This is a genomic window from Bacteroides sp. Ga6A2, from assembly GCF_000702225.1.
GTDB lineage: Bacteria > Bacteroidota > Bacteroidia > Bacteroidales > Bacteroidaceae > Ga6A1.
Genome location: NZ_JNKX01000047.1, coordinates 13,641 through 28,406, shown reverse-complemented (window position 1 = coordinate 28,406; position 14,766 = coordinate 13,641). Strand labels below are relative to the sequence as shown.

The window sequence follows — 14,766 nt, the reverse complement described above, 5'->3', positions numbered from 1 at the left end:
TAACAGAAGTGGCTGCGCCATGCGACACAGCCACACGAGATAGTACAAAACTGGTGGACGGCACCAGCGACTTCCCTTAGTTGGCTGCAAAGATACAACAAATACAACAATACCGGAAAGAAAAAAGGAAATTTAACCATAGAAAATATACTGCGGCGATACCTGGTCACAAATCAGGTACTAAATCTCATGTGCTAATCCGTTTTCTTTTTCCCTTTTGTTAAAATGTCCTATTTTTCCTATGCAAAATTTGGAAATTAGCACAGAATCTTGCTACCGAAGAGATGCAAAAAACTATTGTTTGTAGTGCGGCAAAAGTGTGATTATTGTTTGTGGACACTTTCTTTGTCTATAAACAATAATCTTTTTTATGATACAGGAGAACAAGTTTTCTTATCCCTAATTCACGAAAAATATAATTCTGGATAAATGCTAAAATCAACAATAAGTTCGTGTTGTGTAATACGGCGAATTGTTGATTTTTTGTGTTTTTTAACATTAGAATAGCTAATTTTTAAATTTCGTTTGATTAATTAACATTTTTTAATATAAATTTCGTTTGTTTTTTAGAATCATATTAAAAACTATTAAATATATTTGCAGCCGTTGAATCGTTAACGGTGTGATTTATGTTACTTCGTTTCCGTAAACGGCTTTTGACTTATAACTCTTTAATTAATAATATTAATATTTAAAGCACATCTATGAATTCAAAAATTCTGTTTCAAAGAACCTTGGCGACGTTGTGCGTCATCATGTTCTGCGCTGTTGCTTTTGCACAGAAAACCGTGAAAGGTACTGTGAAAGATGCAAGCGGCGATCCGGTTATTGGTGCTAATGTACTCGAAAAAGGTACTAATAACGGAACAATTACCGACTTTGAAGGTAATTACACCTTAACAAACGTTAAGGCAAACGGTACATTGGTTTTCTCTTACATCGGCTATGTTTCTCAGGAAATCAAGATTAATGGACAGACAACAGTCAATGCCACAATCGAGGAAGATTCTAAGAATCTCGAGGAAGTTGTGGTAATTGGTTACGGTGCTGTAAAGAAGAAGGACCTCACAGGTTCTGTTGCTTCTGTAAGCACTTCTGACCTTGCTAAGGTTGCTGGCGCAAATGCCCTTTCAGCTATGCAGGCAAGGGTTCCGGGTGTCGATTTGACTCAGGGCGATGGTCAGGCAGGTTCTGGCATTAACATGAAACTTCGTGGTAGTCGTTCTATTTTGGCAAGCGACGACCCGCTTATTTTGGTTGATGGTGTTGAGTATGGTCAGACACTTGACATCCCGGCTTCGGAAATCGAGTCTATGGATATTTTGAAGGATGCGGCTTCTACGGCAATCTATGGTACAAAGGGCGCAAACGGTGTTATCATCATTACTACAAAGCGTGGTAAGGCTGGCGCTAAGACAAACGTAAACTTCAGTGGATACTTGTCTTTCAATTCTCCAACAGGTGTTGTAAAGCCAATGTATGGTGGCAAGGAAGTTCAGCGTATTGTTGACGCAGAAAACTATAAGACAGCATCTCAAAATGGTTGGGATTTCTCAACAGGTACAGCAACAGCACAGGGCTTGCTTGGTGGTGCGGTATGGGCTGGCATTAATCTTTATGATGATGTAATTTCAAATGGATCTTATACAGATTGGTTGGATCTTATCCTTCAGAACAGCGTTTCTCAAAACTACGAAGTTAACGTAAACGGTGGTACGGCTAAGACAAACTTCAGTATAGCTATGTCTTATATGAATGATAAGGGTTTGATGAAGAACGACCAGTATAACCGTTATACAGGTAGAGCTAACATCGACCATAAAGTGAACAACTATGTTAAGGTTGGTACAAGTTTATCTTTCACATATAAGAGCAACGATAAGCGTAACGGAAGCGTTTATAATCAGGCTCTTAAAATGACTACAATCACTCATCCTTATTTGGATGATGGTTCTATAAACGAAAAGCCAAGTTATTTCTATGAGGCACATTGTAATCCATTGTTGGATGAGGTAGACGGAGCATATCAGCGTAATATCGAAACAACTCGTTTCTTTGGTAGCGCATATTTGCAGTTGAATCCGATAAAGAACCTTACATATAAGAGTAATCTTACTTTGGATCGTTCTAATTCTCGTGATGGACAGTATCAGGATATGTATAGCGTGAGTCGTTATCAGGCTCCGCAAACATCATACATAAGCAACACAAACAGTATTTCTACTAAACTTGTATGGCAAAACACAGCTACATACAATCTCGATATAGACAAGAATGCTTTAGTGTTCCTATTAGGTAGCGAGGCTTCAAAATCCGTAGCTGAAACAAGTTCCACTTATGGAGACGCTGGCAAGGATCACTTCTATAAGAGTTCATTCTATGATGTTTCAAAGATTGCGAGTCCTACGGCTAAGACAACTTATGTAAAAAGCTCGATGCTTTCATATTTTGCCCGTGTAAACTATTCATTTGATTCTAAGTATTTGCTTCAGGCTTCTCTTCGTGCCGATGGTTCTTCTGTGTTGGCAGAGGGACATAAGTGGGGCTATTTCCCATCTGTATCTGCAGGTTGGAGAATAAATGAGGAAAGCTTTATGGAAGGCACAGACTCTTGGCTTGATAATTTGAAACTTCGTTTGTCTTGGGGTGTTTCTGGTAATGCTGCTGTAGATCCATATCAGACATTGGCAACAATATCTTCTATTGTTCCAAACTCTACAAGCAAAGCGCCTATGACTTTGGCTAATAAGGATTTGACATGGGAAACAACATCTGCGTTTAATATAGGTGTTGACTTTGGTTTCCTTAATGGTAGAATCAGCGGTTCGGCAGAATACTACATCAGCCGTACAAACGATTTGCTTTATTACATGACAGCTCCTGCAGCTTCTGTGTATACTTCAACAATCGGCAATGTTGGTAAGACCAAGGGACATGGAATAGAATTGTCGTTGAACGCTGCTGCCGTTAAAACTAAGAATTTTGCGTGGGATGTAAATGCGTCTCTCTCTTTGCCACACGACGAGGTTGTTGAGTTGTATGGCGGTCAGGAACAGAACATAAAAGGAAACGAAATTCTAAAAGTTGGCGAGTCTATACATTCTTACTATCAGTATCAGATAGAGAACTGCTGGGGAATTGGCGAGTTTGATGAGTATAACGAAAAGTATTACAATGGAAAGTTTGTTAAGCCATACTCGGACTACGGAAATCCTGGAACTCAGAAAGTAACAGACCTTAATGGAGATGGTGAGATTAACGGAGATGACAGAACTGTGTTTAATCAAAATCCAAAGTGCATCTTGGGCTTGTCAAATACATTCTCTTACAAGAATCTCTCTCTGAGTGTGCAGATGATGGCTCGATTGGGCGGTTACATGGATTATGCAGGTTATGGTTTGTACACATTCGACAACTCAAACTGGGGCGAGTTGGATTATTGGACTCCTGAGAATACTAACACTATTATCCCAAACCCGGGAGTTTCGTCGGGCGCTGGTGCTACATATCAGAATGCAGCACGTATAGTCAAGGCCGACTATTTCAAGATTAAGGACATAACTTTATCATACGATCTTGATAAGGATTTGCTGAAGCGTGCATATATTAGCAACGCAAGGGTTTACTGTTCTTTGAAGAACTTTATTACAACAAGCAAGGTTGACGGATATGACTCAGAGCGTGGTGGTGCAGTAACATTCCCATTGGCTAAGCAGGTTGTTGTTGGCCTAAACGTAACATTTTAATTAATTCAAAGACTATTTCGAAAAATGAAAAAGTTTCTAAGTATATTTATGGTTGCAGCAACTGTATGTGTTGGTGCAACATCTTGTTCCGATTTTTTGGAAGAAGACAACAAAACGGGTGAAACAGCGGACTTGACTTATCAGACTGAGACTGGTATCGAAGGGCTTGTGAATTCTGCTTATGCCTATAGCCGTGGCTGGTGGGGCAAAGAACCGTCGTTGGGCCTTTCTGAAATGGGTTCCGACTTGTTCTACTACGGCTATGATAACAAACAGAAGTCAATGCTTTCATACAATTTGACCTCAGAGTGTTATGGATTTGAGTCTAAATCTGGTACAAATGCGGTAAATGACAACCATTGTCTTGATCAGTATTGGGAGCTATTCTATGCTGGAGTGGATGTTTGTAACAATACTTTGAAGTATGTTCCTTTGTGTTCTGTGCTCAAGGAACAGAAAAAAACAGCATATTTGGGCGATGCTTATTTTCTTCGTGCTCTCTATTACTCACAGATGGTTGCCCTGTGGGGACCTATTCCGTACAACAGCGAACCATTTACTGAGATAAAAACTAATTTGACTCGTGTTCCTGAGTCCGTAGTTTACAAGAACATTCTTGACGACTTGAAAAAGTCAATGGAGAACTTTAAGGCTGCTGGTGTTACATCAAGCAAGGCTGCAACAGGCGAAGGTCGTGCAAACTACTATTCTGCAGAGGCGTTATATGCCCGTGTAGCATTGTATGCCGCATCATGGCTTGGGAAGAATTCTGTCGAGGGTTATGGAGATTTGTATGCAGAGGCGTTGAATGCAGCTCAGGATGTAATTTCAAATTCTGGTGCTTCTTTCTACTCTCGTTACACCGACACTTGGAACATGAATAACGAAGAGGCAGGAGACAATAAGGAGAACTTGTTTGCAGTTCATTATAACAACGTATTGAGTAGCGGTTATGACAATTGCGTTCCTTATCGTTTTGCAGAAAACGGAGAAGGACAATTTAATTCTCTGTTAACTCGTAAGGGTTATGGAAGCAACGGAGGTAGTGCGATGAACCTTATGTTTGTATCTCTTTGGAATAACGGTTGTTCAGACCTTGGTGGTTCTGGTAATAAAATCACTACTGTATTCCAGCGTATCACAGGTTCTGCAAATGCAGGTATGCCATATTTGCAGAGAAACGAGAATGGATACTTGCTTGGAACTGATGGCTCTTATATGGATGAGAATGGCGACATCTATAGCAAGTCTGGTGCTTTGATAGCAAAGAATGGTGAGTATGAGAAGAAGGATGGTAATAATTATGTTGAAAAAAATAGTGGCAAATTACTCCTTGAGACAACTCAGTTGTCAATTGATTGTTCTGCTTACTATTCTCCATACGGTCGCGGTTTTACTCGTTATTTGCCTTCTTTGTATCTTTGGAAAGAACTTGATAAAATCAAGACAACAGACCAGAGATATAATGCAACATTGCTGACTCATTACAATATCCCTAAGGAGTTGGCTTATAATGCTACCAATTATCCAGATATGGTTAAGCAGGAGTTCAAGTCTTATGACGATGCTTACAAGGAAGATGGTAACTACTTCAATGCTGGTGGTTATGCAATCCTTTACTCTATCCTTGATGGCGATTCTCCAGAAGGTAAAGCTCTTCAAGCTGAGGCTAAGAACAAGTATCGCTTGCAGTTTGCGTTTGGTGGTGATATTCCTGTCTATACATCTGGCGATGTAGCTACAGCCCTTCCAACAGAAGGTAAGAAAGAAGTTTCTGATGTTTATGGTGACAACCGTTACAACGATGCAAAGATTGAAGGTCGTCGTTCTTATCCGGGTATCAAGAAGTTCCTTGATGACCAGCTTGATCCAAATTACATGACATACGATATTTCTTATCGTGACATTATGGTTCTTCGTCTTGCCGAGATGTATTTGATTAAGGCTGAGGCTGAACTCCAGACTGGAAACGCTTCTGCTGCATTGGAGACAATTAACGCTCTTCGTAGTGCTCGTGCAATTTCAGGTCTGGACAATTCTCTTCAGGCTGTATATGGCGAGTCTACTGTAGATATTGAGACAATTCTTCGTGAGCGTGCAATTGAACTTTGTGGTGAGTTCCAGCGTTGGTTCGATTTGAAGCGTACTCATACTCTTATCGACCACGTTAAAAAGTATAATGCTCAGGGTTCAGCAAATATTGCTCTTAAGCATTATTATCGTCCAATTCCAGCAACAGAGTTTGATGCTGTGAAAAATAAGGGTAATGTTTCTGTGACACAAGATGCAAATGGTGTTCTGCAGTACACAACTGCTTCTGAGTCTTTCTGGCAGAATCCGGGTTATTAAATAATAGATAACATCAAAAAAAGAAGAGTGTCGTGAGAACGGCACTCTTTTTTTATGTCTTGTAATGGATTGTAATTTGTTATACAATAGTAAAAAAACGTAAATCGTTATTGCCGCTCGAACTTAGTTCGCTTGCTATCGAAACCTTACCGTTAAGCCGAATTTCCGAATTCGGCTTTTAGGAAAAAAGGGAATTTGTAATTCCCACCGCTGAAAAACAAGTTATGCGAAGCCGAAGGGATGCAAGAATTCCCACCGCGGAAAAAAGTATTTTGTTCGAAAGCATCAGTTCTTATTCATAACATCTTGTCGCTATGCGACTAAGGGAAGTGTACAAAAACAAAAAAGGACTTCAAAAAGAAGTCCTTTCTGTGGGTGATCCGCTTGGGGTTCGAACCCAAGACCCCAACATTAAAAGTGTTGTGCTCTACCTGCTGAGCTAGCGGATCAAACCTTACTGCTCGAAAGCGAGTGCAAATATAGGGCAAAAAAACGATATAGCCAAATGTTTGCAAGAAAAAATAGAGTTTCTGCCGCTTTTTATGACTTTTTTCGAAAGAAAACTCTTTTCTTCGCTTATATTTAAAAGCCGAAAGCACGAACACAATAAAAAGCAACCAATCTTATCATAGGTCTCGCGCAGAAATTCGGCAGAACCAAGAATTTTATCGCACCAGTAGTAATTATCAATTATGAATTTTGAATTATGAATTCCCCAAATGTCAACTGTCCATTGTCAATTATGAATTATGAATTTTGAATTCTGAATTTTGAATTATGAATTCTTCTTGCCTTCTCTCCAAGCCTTAACCTTTTGTTTCCGTTCGTTCAACTCGATGTAACGCCTGTAGTACGACAGCAGGAGAGTGGTGAACGGCAGGGCGATAATCATTCCAAGTATGCCAAGCAGACTGCCCCAGACAGAGAGCGACAGCAGGATTACCGCAGGATTCAGACCTGTAATCTTGCCCATTATTCGCGGCGTAAGTATTGCGTCCTGAATAATCTGCACCACGGCAAACACCACCAGCGCCATGCCTAGGATGTACCAGAAGTTCTCGCCCGTGCTCGCGCTTTTTATCAGAGCCAGCAGAATGGTTGGTATAAAGGCTATAAGCTGCATGTAAGGCACAAGGTTCAGTATTCCGATGATAACTCCCAAAAGTATAGCCAGCGGAAAGTCGATGATGCTGAACCCGATGCAGAACAGCACGCCCACAAAGAAAGCCACCGTTGCCTGACCGCGGAAATAACTGTTCATGCCCTTCTCCACGTCGCTAACAAGCGTGCTTACCATCTGGCGGTGCTTAAACGGCACAAGGTTCACCCAGCCCTCCGAGAAAGTCTCGTAGTCGAGCAGGATGAAAAACATATATAGTAATATTATAAATAATGTGAATATACTCATCACCACGTTGGCAGTACCAAGGAACAAGTCCCACACCTCGGGCAGAGTTTCTTTCAGCGTATTGGTGAAAGCCTCGCCGTTTACATACTGCTGCAAGTCCATATCGTTAAGATAGTCGCTGATTATATACGGGATTGTTCCCGGCGTCTGCGCCATCTCAGCCTCTTGCGTTATGAATTTCTCGGCAATCTGCACAAATATTGCGCACTCCTTGCTAAGCGACGGAATGGTAAGCACCAGCAGACCCGTAAGCACGCCTATTACTACCGCTATTGACACAAAGATGCTCACCGTCCTGCTCTTCAGTCTGCACTTGTACTGAAAGAACGAAACGAGAGGGTAGAGCATATATGCAAGAAGCCATGCAATGAAGAACGGAAGTAGCGCACCCTTAATGCTCTTGAACAAGACATACAATAGTATCAGGATAAGAGCCGAAATACATCCTCGGATGAAACTGTCGAACGTAATTTTTTTGTCGAACATAAGCGTTTTAAATATTTTTTATCAAATGCAAAAATACTTTAAAAAAAGGAGTTGAATTGTAAACTTTCTTTAAAAATGCGCCCAAAATACTAAACAAGTGTTAAAAAATCTGTAGTTTTTATGAAGTATTCAACTTTATGTATATATTTGCAGCGGTTTAACGAAATAGGCGATGGGAAAATTGTTTGTTGTACCTACTCCGGTAGGAAATATGGAGGATATGACCTTCAGAGCTATCAGGGTACTAAAAGAGGCTGATTTGATACTTGCTGAGGACACCCGTACATCGGGAATACTGCTTAAGCATTACGAAATAAAGAATGCCATGCAGTCGCACCACAAGTTCAACGAACACCAGACAACCGAGAGCATCGTAAGAAGGATAAAGGCAGGCGAGACAGTTGCGCTCATATCCGATGCCGGCACTCCCGCCATTTCCGACCCCGGCTTTCTGCTGGTACGCGAATGTGTGCGAAACGGCATCGAGGTTCAGACTCTGCCGGGAGCCACAGCCTTCGTTCCGGCGCTGGTAAGTTCGGGACTGCCCGACGAACGATTCTGCTTCGAAGGATTCCTTCCGCAGAAAAAGGGAAGGGCAACGCGCCTCGAAGCATTAAAGCAAGAGTCGAGGACAATGATATTTTACGAGTCGCCTTACAGATTGGTCAAGACCCTGACGCAATTCGTTGAATATTTCGGCGCCGAGAGGCAAGTAAGCGTGTGCCGTGAGATTTCGAAGGTACACGAGGAAAGCGTTCGCGGCACGCTGGTAGAGGTGATACAGCACTTTACCGAGACAGAGCCCAAGGGCGAGATTGTGATAGTGCTTGCAGGCATCGACGCCAAGGAGGAGAAGGAACACCAAAAGGAACTCCAAAAAGAAGAGCGAAAAAGCAAGAAATATAAGAATAACATTAATAATATTTAAATTAAAAGTACAAAAGTATGAGAAAAGTAGTTTTGTTTGCACTATGTGCGACTATGTTTGTAGCTTGTAACAAGAAAGAGTTGGAAAGAAGCAACCAGCAGAAGGACTCATTGGCACAGGTTGTTGCAAGTAAGGATGCTGAACTTGACGAGTTGATGGGCACATTCAACGATATTCAGGAAGGTTTCCGTCAGATTAACGAGGCTGAGGGCCGTGTAGACCTTGCTAAGGGTGCTGAGGGTAACAACAAGGCAAAGATCTCTGAGAACATCAAGTTCATCGCAGAGAAGATGGAGCAGAACCGCAAGGAGATTGCTAACCTTAAGGCTCGTCTTCGCAACAGCTCTTACAACTCAACTAAGTTGAAGGAGACTATCGAGCAGCTTACTAAGCAGCTTGAGGAGAAGGAAGAGCAGATTAAGCAGCTTCAGGCTGAGCTTGAGCAGAAGAACATCAGAATCGCTGAGCTTGACCAGACTGTAGCTAACCTTAACTCAAACGTTGCAGACCTTCAGGCTACTAAGGCAGCTAACGAGAAGACAATGGCTGATCAGGATGCTTCTTTGAACACAGTTTACTATGTTCTTGCTAACAAGAAGACTTTGAAGCAGAACAACATCCTTAAGAGCGGCGACGTTTTGAAGAACGGCGACTTCAACAACTCATTCTTCACTAAGGGCGACCTTCGTAAGATTACAACTATCCAGACTAACTCTAAGAAGGCTACTATCATGACAAGCCACCCATCTGACTCATATACTCTTGAGAAGAATGGTAACAAGGAGTATGTTCTTACTATCACTAACCAGGCTAAGTTCTGGAGCATTTCTAAGTACTTGGTTATCGTAACAAAGTAATCTGAATCAGAATGCTTTATATAGAGAGGCTCATTCGTGAGCCTCTTTTTTTTGTACCTGTGCGGAAAAGAACGAATTTTTACCGCATATTTATGATTTTTGATACCATAATTATGGTATAAATAAAAAAATGTAGTTTTTTAGCATATTTTTCTTACATATTTTTGTAGAAATGCAAAAAATATACATATCTTTGCAAAGTGTAAGTCAGAAAGCGTTTCTGATTTCAAAATGAAAGGTGTAAATTAGATGTAAAAATTAAGATATAATAAACAAGTATAGTTATTTTTTTAGGAGAGATTTTATGAGAGAAAAATTAATGCTGTTATTGGCTTGCTTTATTTTTGCAGTAGGCACAGTAACTGCTCAGACCTCAAATGTTACAGGAACTGTAATTTCTGAAGAGGATGGGCAACCCGTAGTGGGCGCTTCTGTTTTGGTTGTTGGTACACAGTTGGGTACTGTAACTGATGTAAATGGTAAGTTCGCTCTTTCTGGACTTCCAAAGTCTGCTAAGAACTTGCAGGTGTCTTACATTGGTATGATGACCGAGACAGTAGCAATTAAGAGTAACGTAAAAGTTGTTCTGAAGTCTGATTCTAAGGCTTTGGACGAGGTAATGGTTGTTGCATACGGTACAGCCAAGAAATACTCTTTTACTGGTTCGGCTTCTGCGTTGAAGGACAAGGAAATGTCTGCTGAAAAGGGATCTTTGGTTAAGTCATTGGAAGGTAAGATGGCTGGTGTTCGTGTTGGTGCTGCTATGGGTGATCCGGGTGCAGATCAGAAGATCTTGATTCGTGGTATAGGCTCTGTAAATGGTTCAACACAGCCTCTTTACGTTGTCGATGGTGTTCCAGTATTAAGTGCTTCTGATGGTTATATGTCATCAAATGGCGTTCACTCACAGAGTATGCTTTCAACTTTGAACCCTAATGATATTGAGAGCATGACAGTATTGAAGGATGCTGCTGCATCTTCTCTTTACGGTTCACGTGCAGCCAATGGTGTTGTTGTTATTACAACAAAGAAGGGTAAGACTGGCAAGACTAATATCCACTATGATATGCAGATTGGTTCAAGCCAGATTGCTGTTAAAGATGCTTTCAAGACAATGAATGCTGCTCAGTTGAAGGAGTATTATACAGATGCTTTGACAAACTTCTTGAAACTGAATTATAGTGAGGCAAATCTGTTGAAAAATTATGGTACTACTGATTATGTAGCAGCAGGTAAACTTGAGGCTGCTGATGGCTGGTTCCATGATTATGAGGGAACAACAGACACAAACTGGTATGATCAGGTTTATCACAATGCACTCTCACAAGATCATCAGCTTTCTATGGATGGTGGTACTGACAAAACTAAGTTCTTTGTAAGCTTTGGCTACAATGATACTGAAGGTGTTGTTAAGGGTAGTGAGTTCGAGCGTTATAGCGGTCGTGTAAACTTGGATCATGAAGTAAATAATTGGTTGAAGATTGGTGTTAAGCAGATGGTTTCTTTCACCAATTCTAAGGGCTATCGTGATCAGGGCGACCAGAGTCAGGGTTTTGGAACTTCAACTCCTTGGTCTGTTCTTTACTCTATGGACCCAACTTCACCTGTATATAACAAAGATGGTTCTTATGCTAATGCAGGTTTCGGTAAGGCTGATAATCCAAACAACCTTTTCCGTAACGATTTAAATGCAAACTCTCAGTTTACGCAGAACGAAATGTTGCGTAGCCTTTCAAATGCAAGTGCTGAGGTTAAGCTTCCTTACAACTTTGTAGCTCGTGAGATATTTGGTTATGACTATACAAACAACAAAATGCTTGAATTTTGGGCTCCAGAAAGTTTGGATGGTGAGTCTTTGAGTGGTTTGGGACAGCGTTGGGATTATACCAACAAAACTCTTACTTCTTCTACCACTTTGAATTATGCAAATACTTTTGGCAAGCATAGTCTTAGTGCAATGGCAGGTTATGAGTATGAGAGCCGCAAACTAAACTATTTTACAGCTTCTGCAAAGAACTATATTACGTATAAGCTTCCAGAATTGTCAAATGGACAGTCTTATGATACTGGTAGTTCGGCATACGGCTCAAAGATGAGTTCATGGCTTGGCAAGGCAGATTACAATTATAACGATACTTACTATGTTTCTGCAAGCTTCCGTTCTGATGGTTCTTCTCGTTTGGCAAAGGAAAACCGTTGGGCAAGTTTCTGGTCTGTATCTGCTGCTTGGCGTTTGACAAAGGAGGCATTTATGCCTGATTCTCCTTTGTTCACAGATCTTAAGCTTCGTGCTTCTTATGGTACAAATGGTAACCTGCCAAAAGACTTCTATGAATATATGAAGACTTATGCAACAACTGGTGGTTATGGTGAGAATGCTGCTTATTACTGGAATAAGCTTGGCAATCCAGACTTGGGTTGGGAAAAGTCATACAACTTTAATGTTGGTTTCGACTGGAATCTTTACAACCGTGTTAACGTAACATTGGAATATTACAACAAGGTTACAAAGGATTTGTTGTTCGAGTCTCCAATTTCGTATGTAGTAGGTTTCGGAGACCAGTTGAAAAATATTGGTCAGTTGGATAACAAAGGTATTGAGTTCTCTGTTTCTTCTCAGAATTTCAGAACTAAGGATTTCTCTTGGACAACAGATTTCAACCTTACATGGCAGAGCATCAAGGTTGCTAAACTGCCAGACGGTGAAGATGTACAGTATGGCGACGGTAACATGTACTTGCTCCGTGAGGGTGAGTCTATGCATACATTCTATTTGCCAAAGTGGAAGGGCGTAAATCCAGATACTGGTCTTGGTGAGTTCTGGGCAGACCCTAATGATGAGTCTAAGGGAGTAGTTAACAAATATTCAGATGCCGGTAATGGAATCGTTGGCAAGGCAGTACCTGATGTTCTTGGCGGTATGACAAACACATTCAGATATAAGGACTTTGATTTCTCATTCATGGTTTCTTATCAGTTTGGTGCTTCTCTGTTCGATTATCCGGGTTACTTCTTGCAGTATAGCGATGGTGTACGCGTAGGTAACTTCAATATGAATGCATGTGTAGCCGGAAACTACTGGAAGCAGCCGGGTGATGTGGTTGAATATCCAATGCCAATTTATGGTAACCCATATCGTTGGGACAAGTTCTCTTCTCGTGAGATTCGTTCAACCGACAATATACGTGTTCGTGATATTACTTTGGGCTATAATGTAAACGTACCTGCATTGAAGCAGTATATCAGCAGTCTCCGTGTATATGTTCGTACAACTAACCCATTCTTCATCTACAACGCTACAAAGGATGTAGATCCTGATGTTGATGTAAATGGTTATCGTCAGACTGATACTCCTGCAACTCGTCAGTATTTGTTTGGATTGAATTTAACATTCTAATTAATCAATTAAGGAATAAAGATATGAAAAAAATATATTTGGCATTGAGTCTTTTTGCTGGGCTCGCCTTGACCTCATGTAACCTTGATGAGGCGCCTTCTACATCTTTGCCAGTTGATGATGCTATCACATCAGAAGCAGACTTGAAATATGCTATTAATGGTGTAGGTTACATCCTTTCTGAAGAGAGAATGCTTTATGCTTCTGAATATGGACTCTATGCAGATCTTCTTACAAATGATTTTGCAGTTATAAGTGATAATGGACAGTCTTCTGCAATTTCACGTTATACTCTTACTCAGAATGATGCTCTTCCTGAATATGCGTATTGCTATATGTATAAGGCTTTGGCAAATACAAATTTGGCATTGAAGTATTCAGAGGGCCTTTCTGCGAGTGCTACGGTTAACGAACTTCGCGGCCAGCTATTCGCATGGCGTGCGCTTCTTCACTTCGATTTGGCTCGTATGTTTGCTCATATCCCAACTGCTGTTGACGATGTAAACGCAAAAGCTTCTGGTATCGTGGTTTCTACTCAGGTTCAGCCAAATGACTTCAAGGGCACTCGTTCAACTTTGAAGGAAACTTACGATCAGATTATTGCTGATTTTTCAGAGGCTTTGAAGTTGATGGATAAGGGGAGCAAGAAGGAAAATGGCTACTTCAACTATTATGCTGCTTTGTCTCTTCGTGCTCGTGCTTATCTCTATATGGGTGAAAATGAAAAGGCTCTTGCTGATGCAAAAGAGGTTATCGCAGATGGCGGTTACGAGCTTTACACAATCAAGGATTATGCAAATGTATGGGATAAGGAGGCAACAAGCGAGTCAATCTTTGAGTTGTTGATTACATCAAACTATAATCCTCAGCGTAATAGTATTGGTTATTATACTGATGCTTCTGGTTATGCAGAGTGTGGTTTCAATACAAATGGCAAGCTCTACAAGTATCTTACAGAGAATACTAATGATGTACGCGGCAAGTTGATAAAGTCTGGTAAGACTTCTAAAACAGCTGCTGATTCTTACTATCCAGCAAAATATCCTGGTCGTGACGGTCTTTATGTAAACAATCCAAAGATTATCCGTCTGTCTGAGGTTTACTTGATTGCTGCCGAGGCATCAGTTAAGTTGGGTAATGCTGAAGAAGCTGCTTCTTACATCAACGCTGTCGAGAAAAACCGTGTAGCAGACTATCAGAATGTTGCTTCTGTAACTATTGACGATGTAATCTTTGAGTATGAGAAGGAACTCTTTGCTGAGAACCAGATTGCTTTTGCATACTGGCGTAACAGACAGAGCGTAACAAATCAGTTGGATAAGGTTATCAATTACGACGATAACAGAACTATTCTGCCAATCCCACAGCGTGAGATTGATTACAACCCAGCTCTGGAGCAGAACCCAGGTTATGGAATGTAATTCAGAATCGCAGATTTAATATTCAGATATAAGAGGGTGTGTCACTTTTTTGACACATCCTTTTTTTGTTGCCTATTGCTTGTAAACTTGACACGTTTTTGACTAATAGATTTATTAGTGTTGTAAAGTATGTATTTATTTATCGAATAATATTTTATTTTGTATTTTTAATAA

Annotated in this window: 7 protein-coding genes and 1 tRNA gene; 6 read left to right on the top strand and 2 right to left on the bottom strand. The window is 40.7% G+C overall.

Annotated elements, in window-relative coordinates:
* Positions 1-704 precede the first annotated feature (704 nt).
* Together T538_RS0111830 and T538_RS18985 are read left to right on the top strand one after the other, a co-directional pair.
* Entirely contained in the window at positions 705-3,746 is a 3,042-nt protein-coding gene (locus T538_RS0111830) for a SusC/RagA family TonB-linked outer membrane protein (protein ID WP_031533865.1), read from the top strand.
* Positions 3,747-3,770: 24 nt separating this feature from the next.
* Positions 3,771-6,095, top strand: coding sequence for a RagB/SusD family nutrient uptake outer membrane protein (locus T538_RS18985; protein WP_031533866.1), 2,325 nt, complete (start codon positions 3,771-3,773; stop codon positions 6,093-6,095).
* Positions 6,096-6,467: 372 nt separating this feature from the next.
* Here T538_RS18985 and T538_RS0111820 read toward each other — a convergent pair.
* Both T538_RS0111820 and T538_RS0111815 read right to left on the bottom strand, forming a co-directional pair.
* A tRNA-Lys gene (locus T538_RS0111820) sits at positions 6,468-6,545 on the bottom strand.
* Between the two features lie 325 nt (positions 6,546-6,870).
* The gene (locus T538_RS0111815; RefSeq protein ID WP_031533867.1) at positions 6,871-7,989 is read right to left on the bottom strand and encodes an AI-2E family transporter; all 1,119 of its coding nucleotides are present in this window, start codon (positions 7,987-7,989) and stop codon (positions 6,871-6,873) included.
* A 172-nt stretch (positions 7,990-8,161) separates the two neighbouring features.
* Between T538_RS0111815 and rsmI the strand changes: the two genes are divergently transcribed.
* From rsmI to T538_RS0111795, 4 genes are all read left to right on the top strand, one after another.
* On the top strand, positions 8,162-8,917 hold the full coding sequence (rsmI, locus tag T538_RS0111810) for a 16S rRNA (cytidine(1402)-2'-O)-methyltransferase (protein WP_081834965.1): 756 nt from the start codon (positions 8,162-8,164) through the stop codon (positions 8,915-8,917).
* 17 nt (positions 8,918-8,934) lie between these two features.
* On the top strand, positions 8,935-9,774 hold the full coding sequence (locus T538_RS0111805; protein WP_031533869.1) for a Cbp1 family collagen-binding glycoprotein adhesin: 840 nt from the start codon (positions 8,935-8,937) through the stop codon (positions 9,772-9,774).
* 304 nt (positions 9,775-10,078) lie between these two features.
* Positions 10,079-13,171: a SusC/RagA family TonB-linked outer membrane protein gene (locus tag T538_RS0111800; protein WP_231497107.1), complete on the top strand. Its 3,093-nt coding sequence runs from the start codon at positions 10,079-10,081 to the stop codon at positions 13,169-13,171.
* Positions 13,172-13,194: 23 nt separating this feature from the next.
* A complete protein-coding gene (locus tag T538_RS0111795) occupies positions 13,195-14,592 on the top strand; it encodes a RagB/SusD family nutrient uptake outer membrane protein (RefSeq protein WP_031533871.1) in 1,398 nt (465 codons plus the stop codon).
* Positions 14,593-14,766: the final 174 nt, after the last annotated feature.